Annotated in this window: 13 protein-coding genes and 1 other annotated feature (1 of these 14 running past the window's edge); of the genes, 6 read left to right on the plus strand and 7 right to left on the minus strand. The window is 40.5% G+C overall.

The features are described from left to right. Positions 1-47 (plus strand) — a binding site (T-box leader); it begins 185 nt to the left of the window's first position. A gap of 53 nt (positions 48-100) precedes the next feature. Then, positions 101-1,369, plus strand: coding sequence for a tyrosine--tRNA ligase (gene tyrS, locus AC3WTB_RS15510; RefSeq protein WP_039180668.1), 1,269 nt, complete (start codon positions 101-103; stop codon positions 1,367-1,369). An 86-nt stretch (positions 1,370-1,455) separates the two neighbouring features. Here the strand turns inward: tyrS and AC3WTB_RS15515 are convergent, their stop codons facing one another. After that, positions 1,456-1,812 carry an antibiotic biosynthesis monooxygenase family protein gene (locus AC3WTB_RS15515; protein WP_492333943.1) on the minus strand — a complete coding sequence of 119 codons (357 nt, stop codon included), beginning with the start codon at positions 1,810-1,812 and terminating at the stop codon, positions 1,456-1,458. A 258-nt stretch (positions 1,813-2,070) separates the two neighbouring features. Here AC3WTB_RS15515 and estA point away from each other — a divergent pair, with 258 nt between their 5' ends. After that, positions 2,071-2,661, plus strand: a complete 591-nt coding sequence (gene estA / locus AC3WTB_RS15520; protein WP_492333997.1) for a lipase EstA — start codon at positions 2,071-2,073, stop codon at positions 2,659-2,661. 203 nt (positions 2,662-2,864) lie between these two features. After that, on the plus strand, positions 2,865-3,431 hold the full coding sequence (locus AC3WTB_RS15525; protein WP_126681469.1) for a cysteine hydrolase family protein: 567 nt from the start codon (positions 2,865-2,867) through the stop codon (positions 3,429-3,431). A gap of 44 nt (positions 3,432-3,475) precedes the next feature. On the opposite strand, the gene AC3WTB_RS15530 is transcribed toward AC3WTB_RS15525, so the two are convergent. The 3 genes from AC3WTB_RS15530 to AC3WTB_RS15540 form a co-directional block, all read right to left on the minus strand. After that, the gene (locus AC3WTB_RS15530; RefSeq protein ID WP_327842256.1) at positions 3,476-4,030 is read right to left on the minus strand and encodes a hypothetical protein; all 555 of its coding nucleotides are present in this window, start codon (positions 4,028-4,030) and stop codon (positions 3,476-3,478) included. 275 nt (positions 4,031-4,305) lie between these two features. Beyond that, complete coding sequence (rpsD, locus tag AC3WTB_RS15535; protein ID WP_039180654.1) at positions 4,306-4,908, minus strand: 30S ribosomal protein S4; 603 nt, start codon at positions 4,906-4,908, stop codon at positions 4,306-4,308. Positions 4,909-5,208: 300 nt separating this feature from the next. Further along, the gene (locus tag AC3WTB_RS15540; RefSeq protein ID WP_025092283.1) at positions 5,209-5,706 is read right to left on the minus strand and encodes a GAF domain-containing protein; all 498 of its coding nucleotides are present in this window, start codon (positions 5,704-5,706) and stop codon (positions 5,209-5,211) included. A 126-nt stretch (positions 5,707-5,832) separates the two neighbouring features. Between AC3WTB_RS15540 and refZ the strand changes: the two genes are divergently transcribed. Then, positions 5,833-6,498: a forespore capture DNA-binding protein RefZ gene (refZ, locus tag AC3WTB_RS15545; protein ID WP_034624245.1), complete on the plus strand. Its 666-nt coding sequence runs from the start codon at positions 5,833-5,835 to the stop codon at positions 6,496-6,498. Here refZ and hisJ read toward each other — a convergent pair. Next, a complete protein-coding gene (gene hisJ / locus AC3WTB_RS15550) occupies positions 6,468-7,283 on the minus strand; it encodes a histidinol-phosphatase HisJ (protein ID WP_064497819.1) in 816 nt (271 codons plus the stop codon). The two genes, refZ and hisJ, sit on opposite strands and share 31 nt — an antisense overlap. Positions 7,284-7,622: 339 nt before the next feature. Here hisJ and ezrA point away from each other — a divergent pair, with 339 nt between their 5' ends. Beyond that, on the plus strand, positions 7,623-9,326 hold the full coding sequence (ezrA, locus tag AC3WTB_RS15555) for a septation ring formation regulator EzrA (protein WP_059375186.1): 1,704 nt from the start codon (positions 7,623-7,625) through the stop codon (positions 9,324-9,326). Positions 9,327-9,367: 41 nt separating this feature from the next. Here the strand turns inward: ezrA and brnQ (AC3WTB_RS15560) are convergent, their stop codons facing one another. Together brnQ (AC3WTB_RS15560) and brnQ (AC3WTB_RS15565) are read right to left on the minus strand one after the other, a co-directional pair. Further along, positions 9,368-10,711, minus strand: a complete 1,344-nt coding sequence (brnQ, locus tag AC3WTB_RS15560) for a branched-chain amino acid transport system II carrier protein (protein WP_492333944.1) — start codon at positions 10,709-10,711, stop codon at positions 9,368-9,370. 215 nt (positions 10,712-10,926) lie between these two features. Next, the gene (gene brnQ, locus AC3WTB_RS15565; protein ID WP_212043818.1) at positions 10,927-12,267 is read right to left on the minus strand and encodes a branched-chain amino acid transport system II carrier protein; all 1,341 of its coding nucleotides are present in this window, start codon (positions 12,265-12,267) and stop codon (positions 10,927-10,929) included. 186 nt (positions 12,268-12,453) lie between these two features. Here brnQ (AC3WTB_RS15565) and AC3WTB_RS15570 point away from each other — a divergent pair, with 186 nt between their 5' ends. Beyond that, positions 12,454-13,596: a cysteine desulfurase family protein gene (locus AC3WTB_RS15570; RefSeq protein WP_039180642.1), complete on the plus strand. Its 1,143-nt coding sequence runs from the start codon at positions 12,454-12,456 to the stop codon at positions 13,594-13,596.

Genomic DNA, 13,596 nt, shown 5'->3' on the forward strand with positions numbered 1-13,596 from the left:
TTTTGTCTTTTAAGCAGGGTGGTACCGCGATATATATCGTCCCTTCGTTCATTCGAAGGGGCGTTTTTTATGTTTCATTTTAAACAAAGGAGATTTGGATATGAGTCAATTGATGGAAGAGCTATCGTTTAGAGGATTAATTCAGCAGCAAACAGATGAAGAAGGTTTAACAAAATTATTAGCAGAAGAGAAAATCAAGCTATACTCCGGCTTTGATCCGACAGCTGACAGCTTACACATTGGTCATCTATTGCCAATTTTAACATTACGCAGATTCCAAGAAGCAGGTCATCACCCGATTGCTCTTGTTGGCGGCGCAACTGGACTCATTGGCGATCCTAGTTTCAAAAAAGCAGAACGTTCACTCAACCCAGCAGAAATCGTCGAACAGTGGTCAGATAAAATCAAAGGACAGCTGTCTCAATTTCTTGATTTTGAAGCAGGCGAGAACCCGGCCGTCATCGTGAATAACTACGACTGGATCAGCCAAATGAATGTTATCACGTTCCTTCGTGATATTGGAAAGAACTTCGGTGTAAACTTTATGCTGGCAAAAGATATCGTGAGCTCACGTATCGAAACAGGGATTTCTTACACAGAATTCAGCTACGTCATCCTGCAGTCTTTAGACTTCTTAAACCTTTACAGAAATGAAAATTGTAAGCTGCAAATCGGCGGAAGTGACCAGTGGGGAAATATCACATCTGGACTTGAGTTGATCCGTAAGTCTGAAGCAGAAGGGGCAAAAGCATTCGGTCTGACGATGCCGCTTGTCACAAAAGCAGACGGCACAAAGTTTGGTAAAACAGAAGGCGGCGCCATTTGGTTAGATAAAGAAAAAACGTCTCCATATGAGTTCTACCAATTCTGGATCAACACAGATGACCGTGATGTCGTGAAATACTTAAAATACTTTACGTTCTTATCAAAAGAAGAGATCGCATCGTACGAAGAAAAAGTGCAAACAGCACCTGAAAAGCGTGAAGCGCAGCGCCGTCTAGCAGAGGAAGTGACAACACTTGTACATGGCCGTGAATCACTAGAACAGGCAGTCAACATCTCAAATGCACTATTTAAGGGCGAGATCAAATCTCTTACAGCTGAAGAAGTGAAAGTAGGCTTTAAGGATGTTCCATCAATGGAGAAAAGCAGCACAGAAGAATTAACACTAGTTGATATTCTTGTGGAATCAAAGCTGTCTCCATCAAAGCGTCAAGCACGTGAAGATATCACAAATGGTGCTGTCTCCATCAACGGAGAGAGACAAACAGATAAAGACTATGTTCTCTCAGCTGACGACCGAATTGAAAACCAATTTACCGTTTTAAGAAGAGGGAAAAAGAAATACTTCCTTGTGACGTATAAATAAATCTTTATGAAACAGTTAACATCATGAAAAAGCACCTCAAATGTTCGTGTACATTGAGGTGCTTTTCTTTTTTATGTAGAAGTTGCTCATTCGTCTGTTTCTTGTTCAAGGAGTGAATCTTTGTTTGTATAAGCATGTTCTACCTTACAAATTCGGGTAGTATAGGATTCATACCAATCCTTTTTCCCCTTTTTTTGAACACGTTGATGTGCTGTATGTGCTTTCCATTCTTTGATGGCTGCTAATGAATTCCAGTAAGATATAGTGATCCCAACACCATGTTCATCTCGTACACTTTCTATTCCAAGAAACCCATCTAAATCTTTCGCTAATTCTTCCATTTTTTGAGCAGCAGCAGCGTATTCTTTCTGCTCAACATTTGTTCGTTTTGATGTGAAAATCACGGCATAGTAGGGTGGAGCAGGGGTTTGCGTGAATAGCATCTAGTAGAACCTCCTTTGTCTATTGATATTATATATGAAAGAAAGAAGGTCTCGTAGTCTTTTTGTTTGAATTTAAAAAAGTCCAAGGTGCTTTTTGATTATTTATATTTCTGTAAAATCATCTTATAAACATTACCTTGTTCACTTTTCTGACATATTTTTCTTTTATAAAATAGAGTCGTATAAGATGAATAAGGGGGAATGAAAGTGATTTTTGTTAAGAAAAGGAGTTTGCAAATTCTCGTTGCACTTGCATTGATGATTGGTTCAATGGCTTTTATCCAGCCGAAAGAGGTGAAGGCGGCTGAGCATAATCCAGTTGTGATGGTGCATGGTATTGGTGGTGCCTCTTATAACTTTTATTCTATTAAAAGTTACTTGGTTGGACAAGGCTGGGATCGAAACCAATTATATGCTATCGATTTCATAGACAAAACAGGAAATAACCGCAACAATGGTCCGCGTCTATCTAAATTCGTCCAAGATGTGTTAAACAAAACGGGTGCCAAAAAAGTAGATATTGTGGCTCATAGTATGGGCGGGGCGAACACGTTATACTATATTAAAAATCTTGATGGCGGAGATAAAATTGAAAACGTTGTCACGATTGGTGGAGCAAACGGACTTGTTTCAAGCAGAGCACTGCCAGGAACAGATCCAAATCAGAAAATTCTTTACACATCCGTTTATAGTTCAGCCGATCTCATCGTCGTCAACAGCCTCTCTCGTTTAATTGGCGCAAAAAACGTCCTGATTCACGGCGTTGGACATATCGGTCTATTAACCTCAAGCCAAGTGAAAGGCTATATTAAAGAAGGACTGAACGGCGGAGGACAGAATACGAATTAAAAAACGAAAAAAGACAGCGGTATATGCTGTCTTTTTTGATGTCAATTGGCATATGGCAGCTGTTAGATGAAAGAGACCTTGAAAAGAAGCATAACGATGACGCAAAACAAAGCATCGTACATAGCCGAATAAAAACATGTACAAAACGATCACCATTCCTTACACTACATGTAGTGAATAAGAATCTTCGGAGGTGGGCGTTTGTGAAAACGAATCAAAAGGCTTTCATCATTGTAGATGTACAAAAAGCGTTCGAGCATGAAAAATGGGGAGAACGCAATAACCTAAAGGCAGAGGAAAATATTAGCCGGCTATTGACGTTTTGGAGAGAGAAAAGCTGGAAAGTGATTCATATTCAGCATACATCCGACAATCCGGAATCTGTCTTTCATCCAGCAAATGAAGGGCACCTTTTTAAAGATATTGCTAAACCGCTAGAGGAAGAAACGGTGATACAAAAGAAAGTCAACAGCAGCTTTATTGGTACTAACTTAGAGGAACATCTAAGATCAAACCAGATTGACACGGTCGTCATCGCAGGATTAACAACCCCTCACTGCGTTTCAACGACCACAAGAATGAGCGGAAATCTTGGCTTTGATACGTACCTGATCTCAGATGCAACAGCTGCCTTTGGATTAACGGATCAAAATGGTACATATTTTGACCCAGAAACGATCCACCGGCTCTCACTTGCAACCCTGCATGATGAATTTGCGACTGTTATGACAACAGAGCAGCTCATCGCAAAATGGACAAGTCCAGAATGAACGTTTGAAAGCTCCTAGAAAGAGATCTAGGAGCTTTTATCATGCTAATGATATGTGTCCAGCGATTGTTTTCGTTGTTTCATACGTGAGTAAAAGAGATCAATCTCAATAAATAAAAAACTGACAAAGAATGATAAAATTAATACACCGGAATCCCCTATCGATACATTCATTAAATTTAAGTAAAGGACATACTTGATGGAGAGATGTAAAACGATCCAAGAACTCACCCATTCCAAAGTATAAGTGAGCCATACAGGAAGTTTAAGGAGATAAGCCAGTCCTTTTCCTATGAATAGAAGGAAAGGTGACCAAAAAACAACGATAACACTCACGAACAAAGAGAAAGAGATCAAAGAAAAAAACGAATCATACGTGATGGTTTCTCCAAAAAGAAAATTCACGCCTAAAACGGTGATGTATAGCAATACACTAGGAATCGCGATCACAAAGCAGATAGAAAAAAAGAGCAGGAAGATAAACAGACTTGCAGCAAATCTATTGGGCGGTTCATCTATGATTTGTTTTTTTCTTAAAAGAGAATAGGCGATCACTGATAAGATTAAAAGTAAGAATAGAATGATTGTGATACTAAACATGGAACTCCTCCATCTAAGTACTATAGAAGACCATACGACTGATACGTCATCTATCATTATTGTACCAATAGAAAAAAGGCATTTCAATGAAATATTTCCTATATTTGTATATAGAAGTAAGAATGGAGCAGGCAACCGGGGAAAATAAGTGTTGAAAATGGAAGATGACTTCAAATGATTTCATGTATAATTGAGAACATACAAAAAACCCTAGAAAACCTTGAACAATCAAGGGATCTAGGGTTTGTTTGCTCTCTCTTAGAGAAGTAATGAAATTAACGAGAGTAGAACTCAACGATAAGTTGTTCGCTGATTTCAGGCGCTAATTCAGAACGCTCTGGAAGACGAGTGAAAGTTCCTTCAAGCTTTTCAGCATCGAAAGAAAGGTATTCAGGAACGAAGTTGTTTACTTCAACTGATTCTTTCACTACTGCAAGGTTTTGAGATTTCTCACGAAGAGCAATCGTTTGACCTGGTTTCACAGAGAAAGATGGGATGTCTACACGGCTTCCATCAACAAGGATGTGACCATGGTTTACTAGCTGACGAGCTTGGCGGCGAGTACGAGCAAGGCCAAGACGGTATACTAGGTTGTCAAGGCGAGTTTCAAGAAGGATCATGAAGTTTTCACCTTGTTTACCAGGAAGTTTAGCAGCTCTGTCATATAGTGTACGGAATTGACGTTCGTTGACACCGTACATGTGACGAAGCTTTTGCTTCTCTTGTAATTGTAAACCGTATTCAGATAGTTTTTTGCGTTGTCCTGGACCATGTGGGCCTGGAGCGTAAGGGCGTTTTTCAAGTTCCTTACCTGTTCCGCTTAATGAAATGCCTAAACGGCGGGAAATCTTCCAACTTGGACCTGTATAGCGAGCCATAATGTGACTCCTCCTTATTGTTTTTATTTGTGAAAAATAAAAACCGTCTGTTCTTCCTCTTCTTCGTCATTATGTTTTCATGCATCCTCGCTCCAGCAGCAGGGAGTTACAAGATGCACCTTCATATAGAAGGAACAAAATGATACAAAAAAGCCGAACAAAAAGGCTGCCATATTTCACACAAACTCTATTATATGACGCTGGATAGGAGAAGTCAACCTATTTAGAGGCAAAGGTGACGTTCCCCATTATATAAAGAAACATAAAAAAGCAGACAATGTGCCTGCTTTTTCTGCATGATTACGCATCCGTAGAGACGGATAACGCCTGTTGAAGAATCTCTGTAAATTGAATAAGGTAGGTCTCATCTACTTCACTGAAGCGGTCTTTCACAGGACTGTCAATGTCGAGTACCCCAATGATCTGTCCATTGACCTTGAGCGGAATGACTATTTCAGATTGCGATGCGGCATCACACGCAATATGTCCAGGGAAAGCATGGACATCAGCGATACGCTGCACTTCACCTGTCGCAAACGCTGTACCGCAAACGCCTTTTCCAGAAGGGATGCGCACACATGCAGGCAGTCCGTTAAATGGACCAAGCACAAGCTCGCCGTCCTTTGCTAAATAAAACCCTGCCCAATTAACTTCAGGAAGTGAGTGATAGAGTAGCGCAGCTGCATTTGCCAAGTTGGCAATCAGATCAGGTTCACCATCTGTAATGGCTTCTACCTGTTTGACAAGCAATTGATAGTCTTTTGAAGGATCGCCAGACTGTTTTTCGACATGAAACATGAAAATCTCCTACTTTCTATCTTAAAAATACATAACTTGCGTTTCGCATGTGGGATTTGTCGAGCAATTGTAAAAGGAACTTCCGCCTTCATCTTGAAGTATGTACACATGAAGAGGGGTGAGCGGATGAAAACATCAACAACCGTGCAAACAAAAGACCGTATTATGGATGCTGCCATCAGACTTTTTAACCAAAAAGGATTTTCTGGAACCTCTGTCCGTGAGATTGCGAAGGAAGCGAATGTCAACGTTGCCCACATTTCTTATTACTTTCAAGGAAAAGGAGGGCTGCTTGAGCAGCTCGTATCCGATTTTTATGAAGGTTACATTCATATGATTGAATCACATCTTCATCACATGGAAACCCGTCACGCAAAAGAATGCTTACTACATGTGGTTTTTGATATTTTATCTTATCAGCACAAGCACCGTCAATTAACCCGTTTCGTTTATCGGGAGGTGACGATTGATTCGACACTCATCAGAGAAATCATGTCGACATATTTAACAAAAGAAAAGTATTTGTTTCAGCTTATCATTGAAAAAGGAAAAAGCACCCATGTTATTTGTGAGCAGCTTTCACTCGCATCCTTTATGATTCAGCTGAAATCACTTCTCATGATGCCATATTTACAGCCGCAATATTTAACAGAGGTGCTTTATTTGAACCCAAGTGAGCCGTATTTCTATCAAATGTACTTTAAAGAGCTGAGCCGCTCGCTTCATCATCTGTTAGAACCAAAAGAGCCGGCATTAGATTCTCATCTGAACCTCATGATGTCCTCGAATTGATCATACGCATATCCGAGATCTTCCGCTTGATGGGCATCAGAGCCGAATATGAGCGGAATTTTTTTCTTTTTGGCAAGGTCAATCATCCATGGATCTAAATAGATACTTCTGGCATATGTTTTACGAAGACCTGATGTATTAAAATCTAAGGACATGCCTTTTTTTGCCGTTTCTTCAAGGCAAAGGGTGACCTTTTGACAAAGTTCAGATGACATTTCATATGGAAAAAGCTGTTTGAATTTCTGGACAAGGGTGATATGACCGATTCTCTTTGGCTTATATTGGCCTAAAGATGATAGAATAGAAGAATGAATTTGGTCATAGTAGCTTTGGTAGACCTGTTCGATGCTGCCATAGATGCTTATTAGCTGCTGGAAGGCATGCTCGTCAAAATCAAGGCAAATATAATCATCGCCAGCAGGAAGAAAGTGTACAGATAAAATGGCGTCGTCTAGCTCTGGACCGTAGCAGTCTAAAAAGGTTCTAGTTTCCTCTTCATACTCTTTGATAAAGTCAACCTCAAGCCCAGTTTTTACTATTAATTGTCCTTTGTATTCTTGTTTCAGCTGAGCCAGTTTCGTGATATACGCTTCAAGGTCTTGGAGCTTCATGGCACTATCCTGCTCAGGTGTTGGATCTTGAAACGATGGAGGCAGCGGGGCATGCTCGGTAAAGGTTATGGAATCAAATCCCTTTTTGATGGCTTTTTCAATATAAGAATGAAAAGAATCAAGCGAACCGTGCGGGCAAAACGGTGTATGTAGATGTGCATCTTGTTTCAGCATGTCGTCACCTCTTGTCGATATTTTGAAAAACGTGATGTTTATCAGCGAAAATAATGAAAAATCATGACCAAAAATGCTGGTTACATGGTATCATAATAACAATGAAAACGACAGCTTCCGCATACATAAAAGCAGGTCACATTGATACGTGTGATCAAATGATAGAAAGCGCACAAATACTTTCTTGAAAAAACATACATAAAACCGTGAATGGATGGTATTGGAAAACATACGATCCTGCTTATAAAAACAAATGCAAAGCGGACACGAAAGGGTTCTCAGGTCTACTCGGGACACTTTTACCCTGACATCACTTAGATCACAACAAGGGGGCTCATTATGGAGTTAATCATCGGTTTAATTGTCATTTTGCTTGCTTTGTTTTCAGTCGGTTATTTCCTGCGAAAAAATATATATAAAGAGATTGACCGATTGGAAGCATGGAAAATTGAAATTTTAAACAGATCAATTGTAGAAGAAATTTCAAAGATCAAACATTTAAAAATGACCGGAGAAACAGAGCAATTTTTTGAAAGATGGCGTGCAGAGTGGGACGATATCGTCACAGCCCATCTTCCAAAGGTAGAGGAGCTATTATATGATGCAGAAGAGTATTCTGATAAATATCGATTCTCCAAAGCCAAGCAGGTTCTTACGCACATTGAGGACTTGCTGAGTGCTGCTGATTCGAACATTGAAGACATTTTAAAAGAGATTGCAGACCTTGTCACAAGCGAGGAGCAAAATCGCAAGGACATTGAAAAGGTCAAAGAACAATATCAAACAGTTCGAAAAAATCTGCTTGCGTACAGCCATTTATACGGCACCCTTTATGACAAAATGGAGCAGGACTTAGATGAGGCCTGGGAAGGGATCAAGCAGTACGAGGAAGAGACAGAAAACGGAAACTATATGAAAGCAAGAAAGATTTTGCTTGAGCAAGACCGCAGACTCGATCAGCTTCAGCTGTATATCAATGATGTACCGAAGCTCATTGCAGACTGCAAACAAACCGTACCAGGCCAGCTGACGAAGCTGAAAGACGGATATAAAGAAATGACAGACAAAGGCTACAAGCTCGAGCACATCCAGATCACTAAAGAGCTTGAGAACTTAAACAAACAGCTGACCCGTGCGGAAAAACTGCTGATTGATGAACTCAATCTGGATGAAGCATCAAGCATTCTCCAAATGATTGATGATGCAATTCAGACGCTGTATGATCAGCTTGAAGCGGAAGTAGAAGCAGGGCAGGAAATCAAAAGCAAAATGCCTGAGCTGACGGAAGCATTTGAAAAACTCGAGCAGGATCACACGCAAACAAAGGCAGAAACAGCTCTTGTAAAAGAAAGCTACAAACTGACAGCCGGAGAGCTTGATCAACAGAAGGCGTTCGAAAAACGCTTAGAAGAAATTGAAAAGCTCATGAAACAAATTCGAGAGAAGCTTGATCGTGATCATGTCGCATATTCATTATTAATGGATGAAATCAATCAGCTCGAAACCTTTATCGATGATGCAAAAGCATTGCATGATACGTTTAAAGATCACCTTCAATCATTAAGAAAAGAAGAGCTGCAAGCGAGAGAAACACTGGCTGAGCTCAAAACGATGCTGACAGATACAGTGCGTCAGCTGCAAAAAAGTAATATTCCAGGTGTACCTGCTGACATGAAAGAGCAGGCTGAAAAAGCGCAGGAGATGATTCAGCAAGTGCACGAGCAGCTTGAGAACCTGCCGCTCAACATGCCAGCCGTGAATGAGCAATTAAAAGAAGCCTCTGACACAGTGAGACATGTTGTGGATGAGACGGAAGAAATGCTCACTAAAGTGGATCAAATTGAACGAATCATTCAATACGGTAATCGTTTTAGAAGCCAAAATCATATTCTTTCTGAACAATTAAAAGAGGCAGAGCGAAGATTTTATGCATACGATTATAACGGTTCATTTGATGTAGCAGCGGCAGCTGTTGAAAAAGCATCACCTGGATCTGTCCAAAAGCTTTTAGCTCAGCAGGAAAAAGAATATCAGCATCAATAAAAAAAGCTGAAGTCCATTGATAGGACTTCAGCTTTTTTGTATTATGACGCCTGTTTTTGGCGTTCTTCTGAAGCAGAAGAAGTGAAAAGTGAGATCAGGAATCCAATGGCGACTCCAAGTAACGCAGGGACAAGCCAGCCAATGCCAAGGTCATAAAAAGGCAATACTGTTTGGAAGAGGTCTTTTACTGGACCGATTGGAAGCTTTGCTGCTGCTAATCCGTCAAATAAGCTGACGCACCCTGTTAAAATTAACGAGAGGACATATACTGGTCTTCTATGTCCAAGCCATTTATCAGCAAGTGATAGAACGATGATCACAATTGCCAGCGGATAAATCGCTGTTAAGACTGGAACAGAGAAAGCAACGATATGAGCAAGTCCAAAGTTAGAAATGATGAAACTAAATAATGTAACAAGTGTCACGACCATTTTATAAGAAAGTTTAGGAAGTAACTTTGAGAAATACTCTCCGCATGATGTGACAAGACCGATACTTGTTGTTAAACAAGCGACTGTAATGGCAGCTCCTAACACAATATTTCCTAGACTTCCGAAAAGGAACTGAGAAGACTGAGCTAAGATTTTGCTTCCATCTCCCACGAATCCAATGGCATGTGTACTAGAAGCACCTAGATACGCAAGTGACAGGTAAACGAAGGTTAATCCAGCAGCTGCAATCAAACCTGCTTTGATACAAGCAGAAGCCAGTGCCTTTTTACTTGTCACACCGCGTCCTTTAATCGCGTTGATGACAACAATTCCAAATACAATAGAAGCAAGAGCATCCATCGTTTTATAGCCCTCTAAAAATCCTTTGAAAAACGATCCGTTGCTATAAGATACATCTGGTGTACCAATCACGCCCATTGGCGTCAAAATGGCTTTGACAATGATAATAAAAATGATCGTAAATTTAATCGGTGTTAATATTTTCCCTACACGATCAACGATTTTCGTTGGATTTAAAGCAAGGTAATACGTAATACCGAAAAAGATGAGTGTAAATAAAAGAAGGGACAGCCAAGCTGGTACACTTGATAAAAATGGTAATGCCCCAATCTCATACGAAACTGTTCCTGTACGCGGAATAGCGAAAAGCGGCCCAATGGATAAATATAAAATGACGGTGAATGCTGTTCCAAACACTGGATGAGCCTTATCCGCAAGTCCTTTTGCATCACGTCCTGTTAAAGCGATCGCAATAATACCTAGTAGAGGTAAACCGACACCTGTTAATAAAAATCCGCCCATTGCTCTCCATACATTTGTTCCAGCATATTGCCCAAGCTCTGGTGGATAAATCATATTTCCGGCGCCGAAGAATAAAGCAAATAACATAAAACCTATAATAACCGTATCTTTCGTCGACAATGTTGCCTTCATTGAATATAAAGCCTCCAATATTATGTTGAAATATTCTGTTAATTAGTTGTTAAAACCGTTCTTCATTAACATTCACTAATTATAAAGGATGTACGCCTGATGTCAACATGTGTTTTCATACAAAAGTCATGAATTTTTCTATTTTAGTATATGAAGAACATAAAAAAACATCCCCTTCTCCTATGGAAAGGGATGTTTTTTGTTTTGATGCTTGATTAAGCAAGCTGTTTAGGTGGACTCGTGAATAAAGAAATAAGAAGTCCAATAATAGCTCCAAGAACGGCAGGGATTGCCCAGCCGATCCCAAGTTTATATAAAGGAACAACAGCTTCTAAAAATTCAGGTAATCCGCCAAGAGGGATTTTCGCTGCCACGAGCCCATCAATCACAGCAAAGACACCTGTGAAAAGGAGTGAAGCGATATAAATGATTCGTCTTCCATTGATCCATCGATCAATAAAAGATAAGAGAATGATCACGATGGCTAACGGATAAATCGCAACAAGCACGGGAACAGAGAGCGAAATAATTTGTGCCAGTCCCAGGTTTGCTACAAATGTACTGAATAAAGATACAATTAAAACAACTGTACGATAAGAAAAGCGTGGAAATAGTGAAGAAAAATATTCCCCGCAGGATGAAACAAGTCCAATACTTGTGGTCAAACAAGCAAATAAAATCGCAGCCCCTAACACAATATTTCCAGCAGAACCAAATAAAAAGTTTGCCGCAAGCGAAAGGAGTTTTCCGCCATCATTTGCCCCGACCATACCTGTAGCCTCAGGACTTGATGCTCCGACATAAGCGAGTGATATGTACACAAGAGCTAGTCCAGCAGCTGCGACAAGCCCTGCTTTAATACACGCTGCTGCAATCGATTTACGTTCTGTAATACCACGCTCTTTCACAGCCGTGACAACGACAATTCCGAAAACGATAGAAGCAAGAGCATCCATCGTTTTGTAGCCTTCTAAAAAGCCGGTAAACAGCGGGCTTCCTTCATAGGTTGGATGTGGACTGCCAATTCCACCCATTGGTGTTGCGATTGCTTTGATCACAATTAAAGCAATGACAGCGAGTAAAATTGGTGTTAAAATTTTACCGATTCGGTCAACAAGCTTCGATGGATTTAAAGCAAGAGCATAGGTAATGCCGAAAAAAGCAATCGAAAACAAGAATAATGGAATCCATGATTCAGACTGCGCTTCAGACAGAAACGGCGCCAGCCCAATCTCATAAGAAACCGTCCCAGTACGAGGGATTGCAAAGAAAGGTCCAATGGATAAATATAAAATGACGGTGAAAATGGTACCGAATGTAGGATGAGCTTTATCAGCAAGCCCTTTTGCACCTGTTCCTGTCAAGGCAACGGCAATAATGCCTAGCAGCGGAAGTCCCACGCCTGTCAGTAAAAATCCACCGATCGCAAGCCATACGTTTTCACCTGCGTACTGTCCAAGTACAGGAGGGAATATCATATTGCCTGCGCCAAAAAAGAGTGCAAACAACATTAAGCCGATGGCTAATGTGTCTGTTTGACTTAACTTATTTTTCATAAGGTTATCCCCCTATTATTTTATTTTTCCGCCATGTTTAAATATTCTGTTAATTTAGGAAAAAATATGACAATGGCACTATGCATGATATAGTGAATTGATGAGGTTGTCAATATACTGCTTTATATTGAAATAAAAGGAATTCGAATCATATTAGTTAAACGCAAGAGGATAAGGAGTTTCGCAATGATGTATCTTGATAATAGTGCAACCACAAAACCGTACCCTGAGGTTTTACAAGTATATCAGCAAGTGAGTGAGCGTTATTTTGGAAATCCATCTTCGCTTCATCAGCTCGGAATAGATGCAAGCCGGCTGTTAAATGAAACGAGAAAACAAATGCTTCACTACACGGGCTTAAAACAATATGAGATTATTTTTACTTCTGGTGCTACAGAAGCGAATAACATTGCCATTAAAGGAGCAGCACTTGCCAAAATGAATCGGGGCAAGCACATTGTGACGACAGCAATTGAGCATCCTTCTGTCATTGAATCGTTTGAACAGCTAAAGGCGTTATTTGGCTTTGACATCTCCTATATTCAAGTAAATGAGCAAGGCCATGCAGATATGACGCATTTAAAAGAAGTGCTTCGCCCTGATACAGTGCTTGTCAGCATGATGCACGTCAATAACGAAACGGGTGCCATCCAGCCGATTGAAGAAGCTGCTGGCATCATTCGTGAGCATACCGAAAACGCGCTTTTTCATGTCGACGGGGTGCAGGGAATGTGCAAAGTAGCACTTAATAAACAGCTGGATGTAGATCTTTTGACGATGTCAGGTCATAAAATTCATGGCTTAAAAGGCACAGGCGCACTCTTTTTAAAGAAAGATGTCATTCTCGCCCCTTTCATTACAGGCGGAGAGCAGGAATTAGGGCTTCGTTCAGGTACTGAAAACCCTGCTGGAGCTGTCAGCTTGGCAAAAGCCATGAAACAATCATATGAACAGCTTGACAAGCATCACGATGAGATGCTGAACTTAAAAACGCAGCTGCAAAAACAGCTTGGAGACATAGAAGGTATTGTGATGAACACACCGAGGGCGCAAAGTGCGCCGCACATTGTGAATTTTTCAGTGCCGGGTATTCAAATTGAAGTCCTCCTCCATATGCTTGAAAAAGAAGGCATATATGTTTCTACAACCTCTGCCTGCTCAGCCAAGAAAAAAGAGCCAAGCCGTGTACTGCTGGCGATGGGAAAATCAGAGGAAGTGGCCAAAAGCAGTATGAGAATCAGCTTGACGTATGGACAAGGACCAGAGCTTGCATCGCAAATCATCACATCGATCACACAAAGTGTGAAAAAATTAAAAGGAATGAGATAA

It is taken from the genome of Bacillus sp. EB106-04-04-XG123 (genome assembly GCF_058791855.1).

Bases quoted from the DNA above. Each gene is read 5' to 3' on its own strand.
- estA (WP_492333997.1), top strand. From the start codon at position 2,071: ATGATTGGTTCAATGGCTTTTATCCAGCCGAAAGAGGTGAAGGCGGCT.
- AC3WTB_RS15540 (WP_025092283.1), bottom strand. From the start codon at position 5,706: ATGTTTCATGTCGAAAAACAGTCTGGCGATCCTTCAAAAGACTATCAA.
- AC3WTB_RS15515 (WP_492333943.1), bottom strand. From the start codon at position 1,812: ATGCTATTCACGCAAACCCCTGCTCCACCCTACTATGCCGTGATTTTC.
- ezrA (WP_059375186.1), top strand. From the start codon at position 7,623: ATGGAGTTAATCATCGGTTTAATTGTCATTTTGCTTGCTTTGTTTTCA.
- brnQ (WP_492333944.1), bottom strand. From the start codon at position 10,711: ATGAAGGCAACATTGTCGACGAAAGATACGGTTATTATAGGTTTTATG.
- brnQ (WP_212043818.1), bottom strand. From the start codon at position 12,267: ATGAAAAATAAGTTAAGTCAAACAGACACATTAGCCATCGGCTTAATG.
- AC3WTB_RS15530 (WP_327842256.1), bottom strand. From the start codon at position 4,030: ATGTTTAGTATCACAATCATTCTATTCTTACTTTTAATCTTATCAGTG.
- refZ (WP_034624245.1), top strand. From the start codon at position 5,833: ATGAAAACATCAACAACCGTGCAAACAAAAGACCGTATTATGGATGCT.
- rpsD (WP_039180654.1), bottom strand. From the start codon at position 4,908: ATGGCTCGCTATACAGGTCCAAGTTGGAAGATTTCCCGCCGTTTAGGC.
- AC3WTB_RS15570 (WP_039180642.1), top strand. From the start codon at position 12,454: ATGATGTATCTTGATAATAGTGCAACCACAAAACCGTACCCTGAGGTT.
- hisJ (WP_064497819.1), bottom strand. From the start codon at position 7,283: ATGCTGAAACAAGATGCACATCTACATACACCGTTTTGCCCGCACGGT.
- tyrS (WP_039180668.1), top strand. From the start codon at position 101: ATGAGTCAATTGATGGAAGAGCTATCGTTTAGAGGATTAATTCAGCAG.